Source organism: Shewanella dokdonensis, assembly GCF_018394335.1.
Lineage (GTDB): Bacteria > Pseudomonadota > Gammaproteobacteria > Enterobacterales > Shewanellaceae > Shewanella > Shewanella dokdonensis.
In genome coordinates this window covers 2,762,690-2,784,202 of record NZ_CP074572.1, presented here as the reverse complement: position 1 = coordinate 2,784,202, position 21,513 = coordinate 2,762,690, and the positions used below count along the sequence as shown (strand labels likewise).

Sequence of the window (21,513 nt, the reverse complement as noted above, 5' to 3'; positions counted from 1 at the left end):
TTACAAGCGGAAACGCCCGACTTCCTGTTGCAGTGACTGCGCCAGCTCCGCCAACATCTGCGCTTTATCTGCCGCAGTTACCGAAGAAGCAGACAAGTTTTCAGATACTTCCCGGATAGCCTCGGTGTTACGGTTGATTTCACTGGTCACCGATGTCTGTTCCTCTGCGGCGGTCGCTATCTGGCTCGCCATTTCAGAAATCTGGTTAATAGCGTTGGCAATCTGCTCCAGGCTGGCACTAGCAGTTTCGGCATCCATCACACTGGTCTCGGCCATCTGATGGCTGCTGTTCATGGAATCCACGGCTTTAGCGGCTGTCCGTTGCAGCGTTTCGATCATTGTCTGGATCTCCTGAGTCGAGTCATGGGTACGCTGTGACAGCACTCTGACCTCATCCGCCACCACTGCAAAACCTCGTCCTTGATCCCCCGCACGAGCCGCTTCAATCGCCGCATTCAGTGCCAACAAGTTGGTCTGCTCAGCAATGCCGCTAATAGTCAGCAATATGCTGTTAATCTTTTGCGAATGCTCATTGAGTTCACCGATAATGTGCCCGGCAGTGGCCACTTCGGTTGCCAGATTACGAATAGACGCTTGACTCTGCATGACCTGCTGTTGCCCACTATTGGTAAGATTCACCGAATCCTGAGCGGTGTGAGCTGTCAGTTCAGCGTTACTGGCTATTTCGCCAGTGGCACTGGACATTTCTGTTACTGCGGTGGCAACCATGGTGATCTCGTCCTGCTGCACCGCAATACTCTGACGATTGTTTTCCGCCGCATGACGCAGGTCGTCTGACTGTACCCCCAAGTTTTTCGCAATATCGCTCATGCGGGTGATCATATCGTGCAGCCGCACCACAAACTGGTTAAAACCTGTCGCTAACTGGCCAATTTCATCATGCTGATTCTTGGTGGAAATTCTTACGGTCAGATCCCCTTCCCCTTCGGCGATATCCTGCAATGCTGCCGCGACTTTCTCCAGATCGCGGAATTGAAGACGAAATACGACAAACAAAATGCCCGCAAATACCAGCAAGAAGACCAAGCCAGTACCAATCATAGACCAAGCCAATCCGGTTGCTTCGCTCATAATTTTTTGTTTATCAATCACAAACAGCAACATCCAGTTGGTGTGTGGCAATTCCGCAACATACAACAGCTTGTCGGCACCCTCGTAGGTCATCTGTTCAAGCTCGTCAGAATCGGCCCGTTTTTTTAACCAATTGCTGGTAAAACGGTTATCAGCCTGCGCAATGTTTTTACCATTCAATGCCGCATCTGGATGGCTGATGATCACCCCACTCTGTTCCAGCAAAATACCGTAACCATCACCGGGAAGTTTTAGTTTGCGCACCGAATTTGTGAGTTTATCGATCAAGAGATTGGCCGCAGCAACACCCCGCAATTGACCATCAACCTTTACTGGTTCAGCAATCGTCACCACCATGGCTTTCAGCGTTGCACTTTCAAACGGCGCCGTGACAAATAAACCGTCAGCGTCTTTGGCCCCTTTATACCAGGGACGGATGCGTGGATCGTACCCCGCCACGAATAGCGTGGGGTCTTGTCGTAACATCTCACCTTGTTCACTACCGTAATAGGTCAGCCCGAAGCTCAAGGCTTCATGGACTTCCAATAGATAGGGGTTGGATCTTCATTAATGTGGCGAGACAGTGTGGCGGCTAAACTCTTCACGGCATTTTGCCGGTCATACATCCACTGCCCTTTTTCAGCAGCAAAGGTGTTTGATAGTTCTCGCACCTCTCGTTCCGTGTTAGAAAAAGCACTATTACGTATTACATAAGACGACAGGCTAACCATTAACACCAGTATCAACAACACAGACAGCACACTGGCAGCAAGCAAACGGGTTTTCAGGGTAGTTTTCATGTTTATTGTCCATGGCGGTTTATCGTTATAAGTCTTGTTAAAACAGTAAGGTATATATAATTGTACGAGAAGCTGACCAAAAAAAGCACCACAGATCCTCTAGCCTCTCACTTTGACAACTTTTACGATGCCGCTAACAGATTTACCCTGCCGACGTTAAGCATGTGCTGTAGCTGTTGTACATTGAATATCGGTAAGTTTTCCTCTTTATTGAGGGAAACAGATTCTTTTAATTTTTCACATGAGCAGGATTTATATGTTCAGAACATTGATGCTCTGTCTACTGCTGAGTTGCGGTTTGGTGCTGAATAACGCAGCTGCTGCTGAAAATACCCTTGTGTGGCACAAAGTGGATGCGCAAGGACAACTGAAAATCCCCTTGTATTTTGTCTGGTCTAAGACCTGCCCACACTGCAAAGAAGCGCACCCGTTTATTGATTCACTGCCGCAGAAGTATCCGTGGATTGAATTACATACTTACATGGTAGGCGACGCTGGCACACAGGAGATGTGGCAGCAATTAGCTGACGCAACGAACACTCAAGCCCGCTCAGTGCCTTTTATGGCGGTTTGTGGAAAAACGGTCATCGGCTATTCCAGCCGAGAAGTTACCGGTGAATTTTTACTGAATCGTCTTAAAACCTGTTATCTGGAACAAGGTGGCAGCTTGGCTGCGGCAGAGATGCCTGATGCCAATGCGGCAAGTGCGCCGGCGGTGACTGCCGATGCTGAATCGCCATTTGGCACCTGCGCCAGCGATAGCGGCGATGGCACCTGTGATGCTACCGCTGTGACGGCCTCCGACATACAGCCCGTTGAGCTGCCGTTATTAGGTGTGGTGACACCCGATACCATGTCGATGCCAATTCTGACGCTGGTGTTGGCGGGTGTTGATGCGTTCAATCCCTGTGCTTTCTTCGTGCTGCTATTTTTATTGTCCATCATGGTAAACGCCAAGAGTCGCAGTCGCATGTTACTGGTTGGCGGTATTTTTGTGTTCTTTTCCGGCTTTATCTATCTGTTATTTATGAGTGCTTGGCTCAACGTGTTTGAACTGTTAGGCGCCAGTGATGGCAGCATGATTATTCTGATAGCCGGGTTGTTGGCGCTGGTCGCTGGCGCTATCAATATCAAGGATTACTTCTTTACTAAAGGTGAAGTCAGCCTGTCTATGTCTGCGGAAAACCGCACCAGCCTGATCAAACGCATGGGGAAACTGTCCAGCGCTTCAAGTCTGACCACCATGATCATAGGTACCACAGTGCTGGCGATTCTCGCCAATGCCTATGAGCTGTTGTGTACCGCTGGCTTCCCAATGATTTATACCAGCGTGTTATCAATGCATAACTTCCCCACAATGGAACGCTATATGTATCTGGTGTTTTACAATGTGGTGTACGTTATCCCATTGATTGCTATTGTGGTTGCCTTCAGTATGACGCTCGGCAAACGCAAACTTACTGAGAAAGAAGGCCAGACATTGAAACTGATGTCCGGGATAATGATGTTGGGATTAGGCGGCACGCTGGCAGTTGACCCGACCGCGTTACAGAATGTTACCGTTGCCATAGGTTTAATCCTTGGGGCAATCATAGTCACTATCATTATTGCGGTTACTCGAAAAATTTTAGAGAAGAAACAAAAAGCTAAGCGTATTTAAGTGTTGCTTTTAGATAAACCCAGCCTTAGCTGGGTTTATTTATTTTAGTATTCATACTAAAGTTACCCTCAGGAACTCAATAGCAGGAATCCTTAATGCCAGTGAATCTCAATGCACCACCAGCTTCAGGGGATATACAATCCTCCCTTGCCGTGAAAGTGGCACAATTAGCTAAACAGCAGATGCAGACTCAGGGACAGATTGCAGTTGATTTGGTCAATGCGAGTGCCGCACCACAGCAAAACGACACACTAGAAACATCCGGGCGAGTGGGAACTTTGGTAAATACCACCGCTTAATGCAGTCTCATCTACCTTGATAACGATATGACTAGCAATAAAAAAATCGGCAAATGCCGATTTTTTATTGTGTTGATGCTAGATCAAGCCGCTTTATCTTCAGCTGAGTGACGGATCAGATAATCAAAAGCACTCAATGCTGCCGTAGCGCCTGTCCCCATTGAGATAATGATCTGCTTGTAAGGCACAGTCGTTGCGTCTCCAGCGGCAAAGACACCGGGCATGGATGTCGCCCCTTTGGTATCAACTATCACCTCGCCAAAGCGGGTCAGTTCAATCTCGCTTTCTTTGAGGAAACCGGTGTTAGGCACCAAGCCTATCTGTACAAAAATCCCCGCCAAAGCCAGCTGTTTTTGCTCGCCACTGTTGCGATCTTGGTAAGCCAGTGCGGTGACTTTACTGCCATCACCAATCACTTCGGTGGTCTGGGCGCTGGTAATAATATCGATATTAGTCAGTGACTTTGCTTTTTTCACCAGCACATCATCAGCGCGCAATGTGTCGGCGAACTCCAGTACCGTCACATGTTCCACAATACCGGCCAGGTCGATAGCAGCTTCAATACCTGAGTTACCGCCGCCAATCACAGCGACTTTCTTACCTTTATAAAATGGGCCGTCACAGTGCGGGCAGTAAGCCACGCCTTTGGTACGGTATTGCGCTTCACCCGGCACGCCCAATTCACGCCAGCGTGCCCCAGTCGCCAGGATCACACTATTGCTTTTAAGGGTGGCACCGCTTTCTAATGCCACTGCAATAGTGCTATCGCGACTCACATTGGCAGCACGCTGCCCGGTAATGATATCCACGCCGTATTCTTTCACGTGCTGTTCCAGTGCCGCAGACAGTTTTGGCCCTTCGGTATAAGGCACAGAGATAAAATTCTCGATGCCGACAGTATCCATCACCTGACCACCAAAGCGTTCGGCAACCAGACCAGTACGAATGCCTTTACGTGCGGCATAAATTGCTGCGGCGGCCCCGCAGGGCCACCACCCACGACCAACACGTCATAAACCGGTTTGTCATTCAGTGCTGCCGTTTTTTGTTCAGCGGCACCGCTGTCAACTTTGCTGACAATCTCTTCCAGTGTCATACGCCCCTGACCGAAATGTTCACCATTGAGGAACACGGCAGGTACGGCCATCACGCCACGTTGATTGACCTCTTCTTGGAACAACGCGCCATCGATCATCACATGCGTGATATTCGGATTAAGGCTTGCCATCAAGTTCAATGCTTGTACCACATCGGGACAGTTGTGGCATGACAGCGAAATATAGGTTTCGAAATGATATTCACCCGGTAAATTGCGGATCTGCTCTAACAGTTCCGGAGCAGCTTTAGACGGATGGCCTCCAGCTTGTAACAGTGCTAATACCAGCGAGGTAAATTCGTGCCCCATCGGCACCCCGGCAAAGTTAACGCGAGGAGATTGCCCTTTGGGCGCCACTGCCATGCTTGGTACACGCGCATTGTTCACCTGTGTCAGCGAGATCTTGTCGGACATTGCCGCCAGTTCCTGTGCCAACTCCAATACTTCGCGAGATTTATCACTGTCGTCACTGGACACGCTAAGCGCAATCGGCTGCTTGATATACTGCAGATAGCTGTCCAGTTGTTTTTTCAAATTAGCGTCTAACATGAACGTGTCCTGTGAAAAGAAAAAGTATTAAAAGGGCCGGCCCGCCGCCGTAACGGTCGAGCCGGAAGGGACGCAAACTTAGATTTTGCCTACCAGGTCCAGAGATGGTGCCAGAGTGGCTTCACCTTCACGCCATTTTGCTGGGCAAACTTCACCTGGGTGAGCAGCAACATACTGAGCGGCTTTGATCTTACGCAGCAGGTCTTCAGCATCACGGCCGATACCTTCAGCGGTCACTTCGATGGCTTGAATAACGCCTTCTGGGTCAATCACGAAGGTAGCGCGATCTGCCAGGCCTTGGCCTTCACGCATCACACCAAAGTTGTTGCTGATGGTGCCAGTCTGGTCGCCTACCATGAAGTATTTGATCTTGGCGATAGTTTCAGAACTGTCATGCCAAGCTTTGTGAGTAAAGTGAGTGTCAGTAGACACTGAGTAAACTTCAACACCCAGTTTCTGTAACTGGTCGTAATGATCGGCCAGATCACCCAGCTCAGTTGGGCATACAAAAGTAAAATCTGCGGGGTAGAAGAACACGACAGACCATTTGCCGATCAGGCTCTGTTCGGTAACTTCAACGAATTCACCATTGTGGAATGCAGTAGCGGTAAAAGGTTTAACAGCAGTATTCAGTGACTGAACCATGTGAAAGCTCCCATATTTTTGGTTGGATACAGAGGACAACGTCCGTCGTTGCCCTTTTGCTTGGAGCCATAATAGTCAGTGGGGAGCAGAGAATAAAACAGATAAAAGCTATTGTTATAATCGATTTTTCAGAATCAGGTCTTTTGCCAACGTCCAAACCTGCTTAACGAGGGTTGCAACTCGAACCCCAACCGCTGCGAGAGCTGTGACGCTTGACGTTTCAATTCTGCCTGAGCCGTGGGCAATGGTTTGGCAGAGGCAAACACCACCCAGTTACCACTGCCAGTAAGACAAGCATAAACCTCTGGAAACAATGTTTGCAATTTAGCCAACAGTGCCGCATCTCGGCTGTGTTCTTTCCAGCAGTTCAGCACCAAGATACCATCAGCTTTCAGTTGCCGCTGGCAGTGTTGTAAGAAAGCTGTAGATAACGCACCGGCAGCGACGCCATGACTATCAAAGAGATCGCAGAACAGTAGATCGACACGCTTGTGTGGTGACTGAGCCAGATAAACCAGGGCATCGGCTTCTATCAGTGTGAGTTTTTCGACAGCGGTAGCCGGAAATAACGCTTACAAAAATCAATCACCAGCGGTCTTAACTCAACGGCGGTAATGCGGATGGCCGCATCAAATTGGCGTAAAGCATGGATGAGAACACCACCACCCAGTCCTAACACCATAACACTACGTGGCTTAGCAAACAGTAGCACCAGCAACATTGCCCGCAGGTAAGTATGTTTGGGAATGTGCGGCGTGGCTTTCAGCAGTTTGCTTTGTTCATCGTGCTCACCAAACGCCAGTAACCGCTGCTCGGCATCTTCCAGTACCGTTACGGTTCCCCATTGATCCTCAGCTTTGACCAGCGTCCGATATTCGCTCATTAGTGCATCACTCCGCTACAGCAAACTTTAAACAGGGGGCACAAAGCCGTTAACATGGAGGCACAGCATACAGGTTAATCTTAGGGGAGTCGAAACTCATGATGACCAATATCCTAATCGTCATTTTATATCTGACCGGCTTTGCCTTTATTCAGCGCCGACTGACCAAAGGCGTACGTGAATATGGTCAGCTTAAGCACATCAATACCGCTAGGGTTAGTCTGGTGAGCAAATTCATCACCCTGCTGCTGTTTTTCCTAACGCTGTCCTTGATGGCAATTTCGCTGGGATTGGGATATCAAGACGTATCCTTGTTTGTATCCTCCGCCTTTGCGGTATTGGGGGTAGCACTGTTTGCGCAGTGGTCGATTCTCAGCAATTTGACTGCCGGGGTTTTGATTTTCTTTGTTTTTCCCTACAAGGTGGGGGAACGCATTCGTATTGTGGACACCGATGAAGATATCAGTGGCATTCTGCAAGAAGTGGCGCTGTTTCATCTGTTGATCAAACGGGATAATGGCGACACCATCACCTATCCTAACAGCTTGGTATTACAGCGTGCAGTGCTGAAGTTAGCGCCTCAGCAAACCGCAGTTTCTGAGCCAAAGACATTGCAGGAAGAGGAACATCGCCAGGCTTAATGCCTGGCGAGTGGTACCGATATGCTCAGAACAATTCATTGTTACAGGGCTGACCATCAAGCACCTGCTGCACATTGTTGAGCGTGGTTTCCGCAATGTTCTCCAGCGCTTCACGGGTCAAAAAGGCCTGATGCCCGGTGAAAATCACGTTGTGGCCAGGCCGATAACCGACGAAATACATCATCGAGGATCACTTCATTGGATTTGTCTTCGAAAAACAGCTCTTTTTCATTTTCGTAAACATCCATACCCAAGGCGCCAACTTGCCCGAGTTTCAGCGCTTCCATGGCGTCTACAGCGTTCAGCAAACCGCCACGACTGGTATTAATCACCATCATGCCCGGTTTCATCCTGGCAAAACTGGCGGCATTGAGTAAATGGTGGTTATCCTTGGTGAGCGGACAATGCCAGGCTGATGATATCGCTTTGGCTAAACATGCTGTCCAGATCGGTATAAGCCGCGCCCAACTCGGCAACGATTGGGGTTGGATACGGATCAAAAGCCAACACTTTACAGCCAAAACCCCGCAGGATCTTGATGGTTGCCAGCCCAATTTTACCCGTGCCGATCACGCCAACCGTTTTACCGTACATATTAAATCCCACCAGCCCTTCCAGTGAGAAATTAGCATCACGAGTACGCTGATAAGCTTTATGAATTTTACGGTTCAGGGTGAGCATTAAGGCCACTGTGTGTTCGGCAACAGACTCTGGTGAGTAGGCGGGTACATTGACCACCTTTAAGCCCAAGCGTTTAGCCGCATCGAGATCCACATTATTGAACCCAGCACAACGCATGGCGATCACCCGAGTGCCGCTGTTATACAGTTCAGTTAGTGTATGCTCACACAAATCGTCGTTAACAAAGGCGCATATCACTTCAAAGCCCAACGCCAGCTTCACCGTCTGTTGACACAGTCGATAATCGAAGAACTCTATTTTTGCAGCCAACCCCAAGCGGGTATTCATGTCGGAAAAATGCTGAATGTCGTAACGTTTGGCGCTAAAAAAACCAATTCTCATCTGTTATTCCTATAGTGGCTGCTCAGTGCAGTGTATTGAAAAAATGGCCAGCTGTCTTGGGCAAGCTTGAGGCTCTTCAGAAAAAGTAAAAGCGGACAACTGACTGCCCGCTTTTAATGGTGGCGATGTTATTGCTAACCTCGCCATGTCGTACTAGCGCTTATCTTAGTTTGCTTTGACAAATTTTGCTGCGGAGGCTCCTGCAATTCGGCCAAAGGTCACAATATCAGAGATGGCATTACCGCCCAGACGGTTAGCGCCATGCACACCACCGGTAGCTTCGCCTGCGGCAAACAGACCTTTAATGGTCTTACCCTGTTTATTCAACACTTCAGCCTGAGTGTCAATTTTCACCCCGCCCATGCTGTGATGCACAGCTGGCTTAACCTCTATGGCATAGTAAGGTGCAGTGGCCAGTTCACGCGGCAGATTAGGACGGGCAAATTGGCTATCCTTACCCGCCTTAACAAAGCCATTATAGGACGCGATGGTTTTTCCAGTTCCGCGGCGGGCATGTTAAGTTGCGCTGCCAGATCGGCAAGGGTTTTACCTTCGTTCACGATCCCCAAGTGAATATAGTTCTCGATTTTTTCAGACTCTTACGTACTGAGTCATCAAATACCAAGAAGGCACTGGTACCGGTTTGTTGCAAAATAGCCGCAGACGCTTTATCGCGGGTAGTGATTTCGTTGACAAAGCGGTCGCCTTCACGATTGACCAAAATAGCCCCATTACCACGCACAGCTTCTGTTACCATAACTCCGCCCACAGGCGACCAAGTAGGATGAGCCTGGATATATTTCAAATCACGGGTATCGGCACCTGCTGCCATGGCGACATCCAAACCATCACCAGTGGCACCAGGATGGTTAGTTGCAGCAAAGCCTTTCAGTGCCGGATCGTACTTAGCAACACGTTTGTTATTCTTGGCAAATCCACCAGTGGCCATAATCACCGCTTTGGCCTTGATCACGTAGTAACCTGTGTACTTGCCTTCAACCAATACGCCAGTCACATTGCCCGCTGCGTCTTCCAGCACTCGCACTACTCGGCTATTAAAACGCATGTCGGTACCACTTTTTACCGCAGCGTTATACAACACTTGCGCAACGTGGGCCCCGACTCCGGCACCACCGGTTGGTCGATGTGAACGGTTAACACTGGCGCCACCCATACGGCCGACATCACTCATATCGGCCCCTAAAGCGGTCAACCAATCGATAGAATCTGAAGAGTCTTCTGCCAACACTTTCACCAACGCTGGATCATTAATGTTGTGACCGCCCTTCATGGTGTCATCAATCATGATGGAAACTTTGTCTTTAATGCCCAACTTGGCCTGGAACTTAGTTTCAGCAGCATTCATACCACCCGCCGCCAGCTTAGTATTACCGCCTGCTAAGGGTTCTTTTTCCAGCAGAATAACCTTGGCACCATTTTCATGCGCAGATACCGCCGCCGCTAGGCCAGCACCACCGGAACCGACAATCACGACATCTGTAGTGTCACGTGGTGCCGCCGCAATGGCTTTTTCCTGAGCGTCTTTATTCACATCGATAGGAACAAACTTACGTTGCCATTTGCCACCAAAAGGCATATCAAAACCAAAGCTGTGGCAGGCATCACAATAGGCAACAGACTTTTCATGGCCTTTATGGCAGCTGGTACAGGCAATATCACCAATCAGGTGAGATTTATGGGGAGAAACCTTTAGTTTCTTTTCAGCATCCTGTGCCGCCAAATCAGCTAGTGAGCCATGACAGCTAACGCACTGTTGATTCTCATGCGTTAGGTTGTCATCAGTCGGGCCTTTCTTGGAAACGTGACAAGTTGTGCAGTCGCCCATCTGTTGATGGAAATCTGCTAATACTTCCGGAGCTGCATATGCCGAGCCGACGAGAAAACCAGATAGCGCCACCGCTAAGCTGGTTCGTTTCAGAGTTGCCGAGAACATAAAATGTTCCTCCAAATAATCTCTAACGCAATAATAATAGTCACACCAAACAGGATTTGTTATTAGTTGAACGATATATCACCATTTGGCATATCTCCCGAAAAAACGATAGCATTTAGGCATAAATTGGTTATTTAACTTCATCACAAAAAGATCTGTGAAATACTTTCGTAAGTAATATTCGTGACGTACCAATTAAAATTTAAGATTCAATTCATTTTAAATCTTCAAAAAAATTACATATTTAACACATTAATTAATTTAAACTTAAACAATTCATGTAATTACGATATAATTAAATTAGTAATATCCATTAAAGCCTAGGATATAAAATGAGTACATACGACCCACATGCAGAGCGTTTCTTCCAGTTAAAACGTTTCACCAAAACCACACTGAGAGGATTACACATACTAGGCGTGGTGGGTGCAGGTGGTGGAATCCTGCTACAAGTTGCTGATAAACAATGGCTTAACTATTGGATCATGGCCATGGTCACGGGTTGTCTGCTGATGTTATGGGAAATCGTAAGAGACTGGCGCTGGCTTATTCAGATGAAAGGCGTACTCACATTAGTTAAATTAGGAATATTGATGTGTTTCACAATAATTCCTGAATATAAACCAGCGTTAGTCACAATTATTATTTTATTGTCAGTGTTCGTTACTCATGGTCCATCATCATTAAGACATTACTCAATTATTCATCGTCGTCAAATACACAGTAAGGAAGAAATAAAAGGATGAATACTGCTGATTTAATTACCACATTCCCATGGGATAATTATCCTCCATTAAACTCATTAAAGATTTTAGACCTTGCCTGTGGCTCTGGCCGCAACGGGCTATGGTTTGCAAAGAGAGGCGCAGATGTCACTTTTGTTGACAGAAATCCAGAAGCGTTTAGTTCATTACTCGAAGCGTTTCCTCACTGCCACTGTTTGCAGGTAGATCTGGAATCCGGCTCGCTGCCAGCGTTAGGACAATTTGATGTTGTGCTGGTGTTTAATTATCTACATCGCCCGTTGATGCCTTGGATTAACCAGCGACTAGCCAATGGAGGATTACTCTTTTATGAGACCTTTCATCAACGGCAAGCGGCATTGGGTAAACCAACTAACCCAGACTTCCTGTTGCAAGATACCGAGTTACTGCGCACATTTGCCAAACTAGAGACATTGCATTACTTTGAGGGAAAGCTAATACATAACAACACTCAGTCACAGGAAAAAGCGCAGCTGATTGCCCGCAATGCAGCTAAGTTCGATGACTGAAGATGTAAAGGATATCCGCATGTTTTTCCTTATCCAGAGCAGTATCGGCTAGCGCTTCCGCCGATAATTACCGCATTTATGGTGTTTTGGTCGCTCGTTGGACATGCCATTTTTGGTGATGCTAATCAGTTTGCACTCGCAATACTGCTGCTATTATTTCCATTGATCCTGGGACTGCACCTTTACCTTATCTGGGATGCTGGCGGACTCAAACGGCTGGATCAGGCATTCTACGGTTTTGTCCATGGCACATTGGCGTTTGTTGTATGGACCTTTTGCATCATGCATCTTGCCGGTAACAGTTTTGCCTGAATCTTGGAGAGATTAAGCCGTGATTGATGCCACTTGCATCAACTACGCCTGACGGGTACATTTGCTGTCCGTTTTGCGCGAGACCCGTCAGATGAGTGACTTTAGCTACCAACCACCACGCCTACCTTGGCTCGATATTCTGTATCAGGACAAGGATATTTTGGTACTCAACAAGCCTTCTGGGTTGTTATCCGTGCCAGGACGTGAAGCCAAACATCATGACAGTGCTTTCAGCCGAGTGCTACAACTGCAACCACTGGCGCAGGTAGTGCACCGTTTGGATATGGCAACTTCAGGGATTTTGCTGTTAGCGTTAAGACGCAATGCCGAACGCGAATTAAAGCGCCAGTTTCAAGAACGTGAAACCCATAAAGTCTACTTTGCACGGGTGTTTGGTCACCTTGAAGGTGAAGGTACGGTTGATTTGCCGCTCATCTGTGACTGGCCCAATCGCCCCCGGCAAAAAGTGGATTTTGAAGTAGGCAAACCCTCTGTCACGCATTATCAAGCAATCTCTTATGGCCAACAATCAACCTTGGTCAAGCTGATGCCGGTCACTGGCCGTTCACACCAACTGCGGGTACATATGATGGCGCTGGGTCATCCTATCCTTGGTGATGGTTTTTACGCCGACCCGCCCGCCAAAGCGCTCGCCCCCAGACTGTTACTGCATGCGGCAGAACTCAGCATCAAGCATCCCTATTCTGGCGAACCCATGACGTTTACAACTCGAGTTCCCTTTATGGAAGCCACATCTGCACAATAATCGTAGCATTATTTCTTTACATGACATCTGCCATAAAATTGCACTGTTAGCTGGTAAAATGACAATAAAAAACGTAAATTTGTGCCTGATAAAAAAAACAAAAGGCAAGTGATTGTGGATACATCATTTCAAAGAGACCAACTGGACAACCAGATCCTTGAAGCGCTGATGCAGGATGCTCGGACACCGTTCGCCGAATTAGCCAAACGTTTTAATGTCAGTGCTGGAACCATCCATGTGCGGGTGGAAAAAATGAAACAGGCAGGCATTATCACCGGGGCACAGATTACCGTGAATCCCAAAGCACTCGGTTATGATGTGTGTTGTTTTATCGGCATCAATCTTAAGAGTGCCGGTGACTACCCCGCCGCCATATCAAAATTAAATGCCCTTGAAGAAGTGGTAGAAGCCTATTACACCACTGGCAATTTCAGTATTTTTGTCAAAGTGATGTGTCAGTCGATTGAAGCGCTGCAGCATGTGTTGATCAATCGCATCCAGTCTATTGACGAAATTCAATCCACCGAAACCTTGATCAGCCTGCAAAATCCTATTGTGCGCGCGGTCAAGCCTTAACACTGGCTTAGCCAACAATAGGTTGCCACGCAACCTATTGTTACTCCTCATTATATTTTGGTTGCTCGGGTCATGATCTTATAGAGTTCAGTGCCTTGCTGCACCGCCGCCGAAGCAAAGTGCAAAATAGCAATTCCGCTCTCGGGGGCGGTCAATAGTTGCTCTTGTGCATCTTCTGATAAATCTAAACGCAGCAAGCGTACCAGCGGTTCTCCCTGCTTTACCTGACTGCCTGGCGCGACCAGATACTGCACCAGTCCAGCTTGCGGAGCATGGAACTTACGATAGTTGCTCAGCTTAGTGGCATATCGTGGCATAACTGCCGGAGCTAGCGATTCAGCCACTATCCCACGTTGGGAGAGAAAGGCCAAAATACCTTGAGCATCCTGTTGCGCCTGCGTCATATCAAGCAGTTCTTGATCCCCCAGCTCTAGCGTAAACGCGGCCACCGGCACCTCTAGTTGCCGCCCTTGTGATGCCAAATAATCGCTTAGTCGCCACCAAGGACAGAAAATAGCTTCATCCATGGCACCGCCAAACAGATTGGGGATAAGCAGCGTAAAGGGAATCGAAAATTCCGCTATTGCGTGCCTTTGATATTCAGGACAATACAGGTGGCGACAGGACTTAGGGCCGGTATGCAAATCCAGCACAATATCTGCCTCTGTTGCCAGTAACTGCAACGTATACGCTAGCCGCTGCCCAGTAGTAACGCCCCACGGACTCTGTAATCGCGTTTGTAGATTGGCCTTTAGCGCCTGCCGATAGGTGGCAATCAATTCAGCGTCGGGATAGTGTTGGCGCTCCGACAACCACTGCGGCAATGGCAACTGATTATCCAGATACTGCCGATTCCAATTTTCGCCAGTCACAGGGTCAAAGCGCCCCAAGGTAAACTCGCCGCTTTTTTGATTGATCCCCAGTGGGTTTGCCAATGGTACTAAGGTCACATCACCTTTAGGCGGATGCTGCCGCAAATACCGCAGCAATTGCAGTATTACGGCATTGCCCTGAACCTCAGCACCATGCACATTCGCTTGGATATACACTGAAGGTGCCGCAGGATCGCTCCCGATAAATTGATACACTGGCACCGTCAGTGTCTGTCCCGCAGCAAGTTCGCCGACGGCCAGCAGTTGCGGCTGCATCAGGCAGCCTCAGCGGTATTTTCAAAAAGGGCCCGATGTAATGCTGCCACCACATCAGCGGCTTCTGCTTCGTGTACCAGCACACACAAGTTATGAGGGCTAGCCCCTGACATATCAACCTGACGTTGTGCGGCGCAAGCACCCCGAACACCTGCTGACAAATACCAGGAGTTGACGCAATCCGGTTACCGATAATGGCTACCAGCGCCAACTTATCTTCAACCCGCACCCGACAGTGCTGCGATAATTCCTGCAATAAGGCTTCCGTCAACAAGCCCTGACCGCTGGACTCTGAACCGGTTTTGTCCAGTGTCAGCGACACGTTCACCTCTGACGTTGTAATCAGATCCACGGAAATTTTGTGGCGCGCCAAAGTCGCAAAGGTTTCGGCCAAGAAACCTTGCGCGTGCAGCATCTGTAAACTGTGCAGATTCAGCAGGGTTTGATCCCGTCTTAAGGCAACCGCCCGGTAGACCGGCGGGTTTTCGACCTGATGCCGGATCCAGGTTCCGCCTTTTTCTGGTTCCTTGCTGGAGCCAACAAAGACTTGGATCTGCTGCCTTACCGCCGGCAGAATAGTGGCGGGATGTAACACTTTAGCCCCGAACGTGGCCATTTCTGCCGCTTCATGGAAACTGATTTCAGCAATGGGTCTGGCGTTAGCTGCTAAACGGGGGTCCGTGGTATAGATCCCGGCAACATCCGTCCAGATTTCAACAGCATCAGCATCCAAGGCTTCCGCCAGCAGTGCTGCCGAATAGTCACTGCCGCCACGGCCAAGCGTCGTTGTCTGTCCCTGCTCATCAGCGCCAATAAAGCCCTGAGTGACCAGTAATTGCTGTGTTAGCTGAGGCAACAGCTGTGTTTGGGTTAGATGACGAATGTCTGCAATCTGTGGTTCCGCCTTACCAAAATGACTGTCGGTACGCAGTACCTGGCGCACATCAAAAGCACTGGCCAATGCGCCTTTTTCTCTTAAAACTGCGGCAAACAGTACCGAAGAACAGCGCTCGCCTAGTGAGAGTAACTCATCGACCAGCGCTTTATCTGACTGCTGTAGTAGTTGCTGGCTCAAAACATCAACCCGAGTCAATAAGGTATCAATCGTGGCAGCAACATCATCGCTACGGGGTAGCTGGTCAACAATGGCATATTGGATGGCGGCAATTTTTTTGAGCACGGCCAAGCGCTGTGGCTCAGTGATACCCGGTTGTGCCAGTTCTACCAACAGGTTCGTGACACCGCTGGAAGCACTGACCACCACTAACCGAGTAGCGGGGTTAGCAAGTACGATATCGGCACAGCGGCCCATGGCAAAGTAATCGGCGACGGATGTACCGCCAAATTTGGCAACGACTAAAGACATTACCGCACCTCCGCTAATGCGAGAGGTAATAAGAAAAACTGCGTTAAATTCATGATCAGCTCCGAACAAAATTCGTTCGAAGAGCCTGGCGCTGATACAAAGGCACCCTGAGAAGGGAAAAGTGATCCTCACCAGAAGCTCTCCACCAAAACAAGGTGACAGTCATCAGGATTCAGCCTGAACGACCGGCCAAAGGATCTGCCAATAATCCTGTAGCCTCGGCGCTAATCTCCCTCATGAACCTTCACCGGAGAATGGCCTCCTCGGGTTCACTACCTAGTTAACGCTCCTCTTCTGTTCCCACTGATAGCAGTGGGGATGCCGACATTAACAACAATCGCTGTTGGAAGTCAACGACATTTTAGCCCGCTGGAAATTTATCAACAGTAACCTGAAATTTAGTCACAGATTTCAGGTAACTCAGAGACAATCCGCACCCGCTGCCTGAAATCGCCGATTTGCTGTTCCTGCACGCCAGCCAAACAAGGCACCAGTGACAACACATTGTCTGCGACATAATAGAAGGCATTCTGCTGGTACTTTTTTGCCAGTTCAGCGGCTTGTACTTTACTGACAAATACTGCCCAACTCTTTTCCATATGACTGAGATCGGCAGCAGTGCCAATAATAATCCGATAAGGCACCAGCAGTTGCTCAATATCGCCTTGTAAGGCGCGGTCACGCAACCGGTTCTGACAAGGTTCCAGCACCTGTCCCAAAGGATTGTGGGCGGTAATAATCGCAAAAGGTAATGAAGAAGAAAGTGGCTGACTCAATAAAAAGCAGCTATCGAGATAGTGTTGCCAAAGCTGTGCAAATACGTCATCCATTAATCAGCAGCCTCTGAAGTAATCTGCGCTAGTTTAACAAAAGCTGGGCGACTCACCTAGTATCTGAAACATTGCGTTGTAAATTTGCTACTACTCTATGGTTTTTTGCTGTCTATTCGCTGAATCGCGTTGTCATTTGTTAACATTTCATTTGTTAACAAATGCACAATAAGAGTACAATGCTACCACTAATCACATTTCGGTCATGTTTGTGCTGACTGTCGGATACGACAGCCACAGTGTCTGACCAAAACGCTCTGAGTCATCATCTGGGTCTCGGAGACAAATAAACTGGATATCCATGAAAATCAGGAACTAAATTCATCTTGGGATATCTCAGTTAATACAATTCGCGTATCGGTAACAACCGTATGCCCAAATTCAACTAATCATGAAGTGCCGACGATGTAACTTGGTTTTTCACCAATACGCAGGTATGAAGCCGTTAGGATTCATAGAACAACAACTGGACATGAGCTCCGCTCGTGGTTAGAACCATCTGATTTATTAGGTAAATGATATGCAGAACCCACACATTCTTATCGTAGAAGACGAAGCCGTTACCCGTAACACGCTGAGAAGTATTTTCGAGGCTGAGGGATATGTTGTTACCGAAGCCAATGACGGCGCAGAAATGCACAAAGCCCTCCAAGACAACAAGATCAATCTGGTGGTTATGGATATCAATCTGCCTGGTAAAAATGGTCTGTTGCTTGCCAGAGAATTGAGAGAAATCAATAACATCGGTCTAATATTCCTGACCGGTCGTGATAACGAAGTAGATAAAATCCTGGGGCTGGAAATCGGTGCTGATGATTACATCACCAAGCCATTTAACCCACGCGAGCTAACTATTCGTGCCCGCAATCTGCTGACCCGTGTGACTACTGGTGGCGCTGAACCGGAAGAAAAATCTGCGGTTGAGAGTTATAAATTCAATGGCTGGAGTCTGGATATCAACAGCCGCTCACTGGTAAGCCCAGAAGGTGAATCCTACAAATTGCCACGAAGTGAATTCCGCGCCATGCTGCACTTTGTGGAAAATCCCGGCAAGATTTTAACCCGCGCCGACCTGCTACTAAAAATGACTGGCCGTGAACTAAAACAACATGACCGGACAGTTGATGTGACTATTCGTCGCATCCGTAAACATTTTGAAAGCCACCAGGATACCCCGGAAATCATTGCTACCATTCATGGTGAGGGTTATCGCTTCTGTGGACATTTAGACGACTAAATGCCATCATAGCTATAGAAAACCGGCCTTTCGCGCCGGTTTTTTTATGCGTATATTCTCAGCAATATGTGCATCTCTGTATGCGTCCCGGCGGGAGGAATAAGGCTAATATGGGCGCTACACTGCATCTTTGAAATCACCGTATCGAGTACTACTAGTCTTGAAGCGCTAATGCTCAATATCAAGCAAGACCGCTATACTTTAGCACCCACACAGGATTTAGCTTGCCCCAACAGTTGTTCAAGTTTCGCCCACATCGCATACCCAGAGGTGGGGTCTAGCGTCCGCCCCATGCGCTCAATGTTAGCTCGTTGCTGAGAAACTGCCGCTGAATAATTGATAGGAGTATTATCGATTTGCTCGCGTTCAGCACTGGTGAAGGGGACAAACTCACCATTGGGTCCCACCTTTCCCAAAGGGCCAATCATTTGCAAGCTAGTCATCGCATCGAAATCAATGGCACCACTCTTACGCATATCGGCAGAGATTGTCCGCATCTGTTTGGGAGTAAGATTAGTGAAATCGACATTGCGCCAGTTGGCTTGTGAGCTGTTATCAACGGACATATTTTTATCGGCGGCCATTTTCTTCTGCCCCTGCAGAATGTCAGCAAAATTTGCCGCTGATTTATTCGAGCTAGTGGCAGTAGCAGATGTTGAGGCAGATTGTGCTATCGGGGCATACACACTATTGATATTCATACGAAAGCTCTTAATGATAGATTTCGCCTAATACAGCATAAACCATACCAATCAAGTAGATAGCAGCATTGCGTCGCCTAACCCTGACGACACCACATGTAGCAGACTAAAACAGGCAAAGTTTTACCTAGCGCGGCAATTTTCTGCCTAAGCTAACTGCCCAAATCCTATAGCCTTGATGGAATAACTAAACAACCGTGCAGCATTCTTCTGTATTGTTACCAATCCATTTGGCCTTTATGTGACTGCCCGGCTACCAAGAACAAAACAAGAACACACTGCTCTATAGTGGGGTAACTGACATCATTATTTTATGGGCATAAAAAAGGCCCGTAAATACGGGCCTCTTCATCACACTAAGACTTACTTAGCCGCTTTTTTCGCTTTGGTTTCAGCAATCACTTTTTCTGAAACGTTAGCAGGACATGCTGCGTAGTGAGAGAACTCCATGGAGAACTGACCACGACCAGATGTCATAGTACGCAGGTTACCGATGTAACCGAACATTTCTGCCAATGGCACATCAGCCTTAACGCGCACGCCAGTCAGACCAGCTTCCTGATCCTTGATCATGCCGCGACGACGGTTCAAGTCACCGATCACGTCACCGACGTTAGCATCTGGTGTGAACACGTCAACCTTCATGATAGGTTCCAGCAACTGTGGGCCGGCTTTTGGCATACTTTGACGGAACGCCGCTTTAGCTGCAATTTCAAACGCGATAGCGGAAGAGTCAACTGCGTGGTAAGCACCATCAATCAGCTCAACTTCTACGTCCAGCACTGGGAAGCCTGCCAGTGGACCTTCTTTCATCATGGATTCAAAACCAGATTCAACGGCTGGCCAGAATTCACGAGGTACGTTTCCGCCCACAACTGAAGACACGAACTTGAAGCCAGTGTTGGCTTCACCTGGTTTGATGCGGTAATCAATCTTACCGTACTGACCAGAACCACCAGACTGTTTCTTGTGGGTGTAGCTATCTTCAACGGCTTTAGTGATAGTTTCACGATAAGCCACCTGTGGTGCACCAACGCTCAGTTCAACACCGTGAGTACGTTTCAGGATGTCAACTTTGATGTCCAGATGCAGTTCACCCATCCCTTTGAGGATGGTGTCGCCAGTTTCTTGGTCGGTTTCTACCTGGAATGATGGATCTTCAGCCACCATTTTACCCAGTGCGATACCCAGTTTTTCAGAAGCGCCTTTGTCCTTCGGAGTCACAGCGATAGAGATCACTGGATCTGGGAAGATCATAGGTTCCAAAGTACATTCGTGCTTAGGATCACACAGAGTATGACCGGTCTGAACGTTCTTCATACCTACTACAGCGATAATGTCACCCGCCTGTGCGTAATCGATTTCGCTACGGTCGTTTGCATGCATCATCACCATACGGCCGATACGTTCGGTCTTGCCAGTCGCACTGTTCAGTACTGTGTCACCCTTCTTCATCACACCTGAATAGATACGAACGAAGGTCAAGGCACCGAAACGGTCATCCATGATCTTGAATGCCAAAGCGCGCAGTGGTTCATCCACAGAAACAGTGGCAACTTCGCCAGTTTCTTCACCAGTTTCTGGGTCAGTCAGAGGCTGAGGCACAACTTCAGTTGGAGATGGCAGGTAATCAACTACCGCATCCAACAACAGCTGCATCCCTTTGTTTTTGAACGCAGAACCACAGTATGTGGGGAAGAATGCCAAGTTGATTGTACCTTTACGGATACAACGTTTGATGTCTTCAATAGAAGGTTCTTCACCTTCCATGTAGGCTTCCATCAGATCGTCATCCTGCTCAACGGCAGTTTCGATCATCTGTTCACGGTATTCTTCAACCAAGTCCACCATGTCGGCAGGCACGTCTGCCACTGTGTAGTTTTCTGGCAGACCTGAGTCGTCCCATATATAGGCTTTACGAGTCAATACATCGACTACGCCAGTGAATTCGTCTTCACGGCCGATAGGCAGAGTCATTACCAATGGAGTTGCCGCCAAAACACGTTTGATCTGACCAACAACACGCAGGAAGTCTGCACCCATACGGTCCAGTTTGTTTACGAAGATCAGACGAGCAACTTCTGATTCGTTCGCATAACGCCAGTTGGTTTCGGACTGAGGTTCTACACCGCCGCTACCACAGAACACACCAACACCGCCGTCCAATACTTTCAGAGAACGATATACTTCAACGGTGAAGTCAACGTGCCCAGGGGTGTCGATGATGTTGAAACGGTGATCTTTCCAGAAGCAGGTGGTCGCAGCTGACTGAATGGTAATACCACGTTCAGCTTCCTGATCCATGAAGTCCATGGTTGAAGCGCCATCATGTACTTCACCTATTTTATGGATCTTACCAGTGAGTTTCAGGATACGCTCGGTGGTGGTAGTCTTGCCCGCGTCAACGTGAGCGAAAATACCAATGTTTCTGTATTTCGATAAGTCAGTCATGATTCAACTTCATTATGAGTTAGTGAATAGGAGACGGAGTATGCCACTTCGTTGCTGCGACAGACGGAACCCCATAAATTAAGGCGCGTATTATAACACCGAAATCCCCGTATCCTGCAATGAGGAGTTTCAAATTTCGCCAGTGGCTTAAAGACTAGCCCTGACTTTACTCAGTAAACTATAAAAAATAGTTTATTTTTATATAGTTAGC

At 48.1% G+C, this 21,513-nt stretch carries 16 protein-coding genes, 5 pseudogenes and 1 riboswitch; of the genes and pseudogenes, 9 read left to right on the top strand and 12 right to left on the bottom strand.

The features are described from left to right. Both KHX94_RS13385 and KHX94_RS20595 read right to left on the bottom strand, forming a co-directional pair. Positions 1-1,620, bottom strand: coding sequence for a methyl-accepting chemotaxis protein (locus KHX94_RS13385; RefSeq protein ID WP_244859154.1), 1,620 nt, complete (start codon positions 1,618-1,620; stop codon positions 1-3). Then, positions 1,617-1,892, bottom strand: coding sequence for a hypothetical protein (locus tag KHX94_RS20595; RefSeq protein ID WP_244859153.1), 276 nt, complete (start codon positions 1,890-1,892; stop codon positions 1,617-1,619). Before KHX94_RS20595 ends, KHX94_RS13385 begins: the two co-directional genes overlap by 4 nt. A 256-nt stretch (positions 1,893-2,148) precedes the next feature. On the opposite strand from KHX94_RS20595, the gene KHX94_RS13380 reads away from it, so the two are divergent. Together KHX94_RS13380 and KHX94_RS13375 are read left to right on the top strand one after the other, a co-directional pair. Next, a complete protein-coding gene (locus tag KHX94_RS13380) occupies positions 2,149-3,552 on the top strand; it encodes a cytochrome C biosynthesis protein (protein WP_425314016.1) in 1,404 nt (467 codons plus the stop codon). A 95-nt stretch (positions 3,553-3,647) separates the two neighbouring features. After that, positions 3,648-3,851, top strand: a complete 204-nt coding sequence (locus tag KHX94_RS13375; RefSeq protein WP_213681027.1) for a cytoplasmic protein — start codon at positions 3,648-3,650, stop codon at positions 3,849-3,851. Positions 3,852-3,934: 83 nt separating this feature from the next. Here the strand turns inward: KHX94_RS13375 and ahpF are convergent. From ahpF to KHX94_RS13360, 3 genes and pseudogenes are all read right to left on the bottom strand, one after another. Then, positions 3,935-5,496, bottom strand: a pseudogene (gene ahpF, locus KHX94_RS13370) (alkyl hydroperoxide reductase subunit F). Positions 5,497-5,574: 78 nt separating this feature from the next. Continuing rightward, on the bottom strand, positions 5,575-6,141 hold the full coding sequence (gene ahpC, locus KHX94_RS13365) for an alkyl hydroperoxide reductase subunit C (protein ID WP_212594291.1): 567 nt from the start codon (positions 6,139-6,141) through the stop codon (positions 5,575-5,577). 134 nt (positions 6,142-6,275) lie between these two features. Beyond that, positions 6,276-7,024 (bottom strand): annotated as a pseudogene (locus KHX94_RS13360) (spermidine synthase). A gap of 101 nt (positions 7,025-7,125) precedes the next feature. Here KHX94_RS13360 and KHX94_RS13355 point away from each other — a divergent pair. Continuing rightward, a complete protein-coding gene (locus tag KHX94_RS13355) occupies positions 7,126-7,665 on the top strand; it encodes a mechanosensitive ion channel family protein (protein WP_213683439.1) in 540 nt (179 codons plus the stop codon). Positions 7,666-7,690: 25 nt separating this feature from the next. On the opposite strand, the pseudogene KHX94_RS13350 reads toward KHX94_RS13355, so the two are convergent. Then, positions 7,691-8,688, bottom strand: a pseudogene (locus tag KHX94_RS13350) (2-hydroxyacid dehydrogenase). A 165-nt stretch (positions 8,689-8,853) separates the two neighbouring features. After that, positions 8,854-10,642, bottom strand: a pseudogene (locus KHX94_RS13345) (flavocytochrome c). A 332-nt stretch (positions 10,643-10,974) separates the two neighbouring features. Between KHX94_RS13345 and KHX94_RS13340 the strand changes: the two are divergent. From KHX94_RS13340 to asnC, 5 genes are all read left to right on the top strand, one after another. Continuing rightward, complete coding sequence (locus KHX94_RS13340; protein WP_213681026.1) at positions 10,975-11,388, top strand: hypothetical protein; 414 nt, start codon at positions 10,975-10,977, stop codon at positions 11,386-11,388. Beyond that, positions 11,385-11,915 (top strand): class I SAM-dependent methyltransferase, encoded by a 531-nt coding sequence (locus tag KHX94_RS13335; RefSeq protein WP_213681025.1) that lies wholly within the window; start codon positions 11,385-11,387, stop codon positions 11,913-11,915. Before KHX94_RS13340 ends, KHX94_RS13335 begins: the two co-directional genes overlap by 4 nt. Before the next feature lie 78 nt (positions 11,916-11,993). Then, positions 11,994-12,227 carry a hypothetical protein gene (locus KHX94_RS13330; protein WP_213681024.1) on the top strand — a complete coding sequence of 78 codons (234 nt, stop codon included), beginning with the start codon at positions 11,994-11,996 and terminating at the stop codon, positions 12,225-12,227. A 91-nt stretch (positions 12,228-12,318) separates the two neighbouring features. Further along, entirely contained in the window at positions 12,319-12,993 is a 675-nt protein-coding gene (gene rluA, locus KHX94_RS13325) for a bifunctional tRNA pseudouridine(32) synthase/23S rRNA pseudouridine(746) synthase RluA (RefSeq protein ID WP_213681023.1), read from the top strand. 114 nt (positions 12,994-13,107) lie between these two features. Then, a complete protein-coding gene (asnC, locus tag KHX94_RS13320; protein WP_213681022.1) occupies positions 13,108-13,569 on the top strand; it encodes a transcriptional regulator AsnC in 462 nt (153 codons plus the stop codon). Positions 13,570-13,619: 50 nt separating this feature from the next. Here the strand turns inward: asnC and KHX94_RS13315 are convergent, their stop codons facing one another. The 3 genes and pseudogenes from KHX94_RS13315 to KHX94_RS13305 all read right to left on the bottom strand — a co-directional run bounded on the left by KHX94_RS13315 (position 13,620) and on the right by KHX94_RS13305 (position 16,913). Then, complete coding sequence (locus KHX94_RS13315) at positions 13,620-14,717, bottom strand: succinylglutamate desuccinylase/aspartoacylase family protein (RefSeq protein WP_213681021.1); 1,098 nt, start codon at positions 14,715-14,717, stop codon at positions 13,620-13,622. Then, positions 14,717-16,083 (bottom strand): annotated as a pseudogene (gene lysC, locus KHX94_RS13310) (lysine-sensitive aspartokinase 3). The gene KHX94_RS13315 and the pseudogene lysC overlap by 1 nt, the downstream one beginning before the upstream one ends. A gap of 127 nt (positions 16,084-16,210) precedes the next feature. After that, positions 16,211-16,385, bottom strand: a riboswitch (Lysine riboswitch). Between the two features lie 96 nt (positions 16,386-16,481). Next, positions 16,482-16,913 carry a DUF3293 domain-containing protein gene (locus tag KHX94_RS13305; protein WP_213681020.1) on the bottom strand — a complete coding sequence of 144 codons (432 nt, stop codon included), beginning with the start codon at positions 16,911-16,913 and terminating at the stop codon, positions 16,482-16,484. A 520-nt stretch (positions 16,914-17,433) separates the two neighbouring features. Here KHX94_RS13305 and arcA point away from each other — a divergent pair. After that, positions 17,434-18,150, top strand: a complete 717-nt coding sequence (gene arcA / locus KHX94_RS13300; RefSeq protein WP_213681019.1) for a two-component system response regulator ArcA — start codon at positions 17,434-17,436, stop codon at positions 18,148-18,150. A 194-nt stretch (positions 18,151-18,344) separates the two neighbouring features. On the opposite strand, the gene KHX94_RS13295 is transcribed toward arcA, so the two are convergent. Both KHX94_RS13295 and fusA read right to left on the bottom strand, forming a co-directional pair. Further along, complete coding sequence (locus KHX94_RS13295; RefSeq protein ID WP_213681018.1) at positions 18,345-18,851, bottom strand: hypothetical protein; 507 nt, start codon at positions 18,849-18,851, stop codon at positions 18,345-18,347. 363 nt (positions 18,852-19,214) lie between these two features. Then, positions 19,215-21,302: an elongation factor G gene (gene fusA / locus KHX94_RS13290; protein WP_213681017.1), complete on the bottom strand. Its 2,088-nt coding sequence runs from the start codon at positions 21,300-21,302 to the stop codon at positions 19,215-19,217. Positions 21,303-21,513 lie beyond the last annotated feature (211 nt).

Excerpts from the sequence above, each read along its gene's own strand:
- KHX94_RS13335 (WP_213681025.1), top strand. The coding sequence starts at position 11,385 with ATGAATACTGCTGATTTAATTACCACATTCCCATGGGATAATTATCCT.
- arcA (WP_213681019.1), top strand. The coding sequence starts at position 17,434 with ATGCAGAACCCACACATTCTTATCGTAGAAGACGAAGCCGTTACCCGT.
- KHX94_RS13380 (WP_425314016.1), top strand. The coding sequence starts at position 2,149 with ATGTTCAGAACATTGATGCTCTGTCTACTGCTGAGTTGCGGTTTGGTG.
- KHX94_RS13375 (WP_213681027.1), top strand. The coding sequence starts at position 3,648 with ATGCCAGTGAATCTCAATGCACCACCAGCTTCAGGGGATATACAATCC.
- ahpC (WP_212594291.1), bottom strand. The coding sequence starts at position 6,141 with ATGGTTCAGTCACTGAATACTGCTGTTAAACCTTTTACCGCTACTGCA.
- rluA (WP_213681023.1), top strand. The coding sequence starts at position 12,319 with ATGAGTGACTTTAGCTACCAACCACCACGCCTACCTTGGCTCGATATT.
- KHX94_RS13355 (WP_213683439.1), top strand. The coding sequence starts at position 7,126 with ATGACCAATATCCTAATCGTCATTTTATATCTGACCGGCTTTGCCTTT.
- KHX94_RS13330 (WP_213681024.1), top strand. The coding sequence starts at position 11,994 with ATGGTGTTTTGGTCGCTCGTTGGACATGCCATTTTTGGTGATGCTAAT.
- KHX94_RS20595 (WP_244859153.1), bottom strand. The coding sequence starts at position 1,892 with ATGAAAACTACCCTGAAAACCCGTTTGCTTGCTGCCAGTGTGCTGTCT.
- fusA (WP_213681017.1), bottom strand. The coding sequence starts at position 21,302 with ATGACTGACTTATCGAAATACAGAAACATTGGTATTTTCGCTCACGTT.
- KHX94_RS13295 (WP_213681018.1), bottom strand. The coding sequence starts at position 18,851 with ATGAATATCAATAGTGTGTATGCCCCGATAGCACAATCTGCCTCAACA.
- KHX94_RS13315 (WP_213681021.1), bottom strand. The coding sequence starts at position 14,717 with ATGCAGCCGCAACTGCTGGCCGTCGGCGAACTTGCTGCGGGACAGACA.
- KHX94_RS13305 (WP_213681020.1), bottom strand. The coding sequence starts at position 16,913 with ATGGATGACGTATTTGCACAGCTTTGGCAACACTATCTCGATAGCTGC.
- KHX94_RS13340 (WP_213681026.1), top strand. The coding sequence starts at position 10,975 with ATGAGTACATACGACCCACATGCAGAGCGTTTCTTCCAGTTAAAACGT.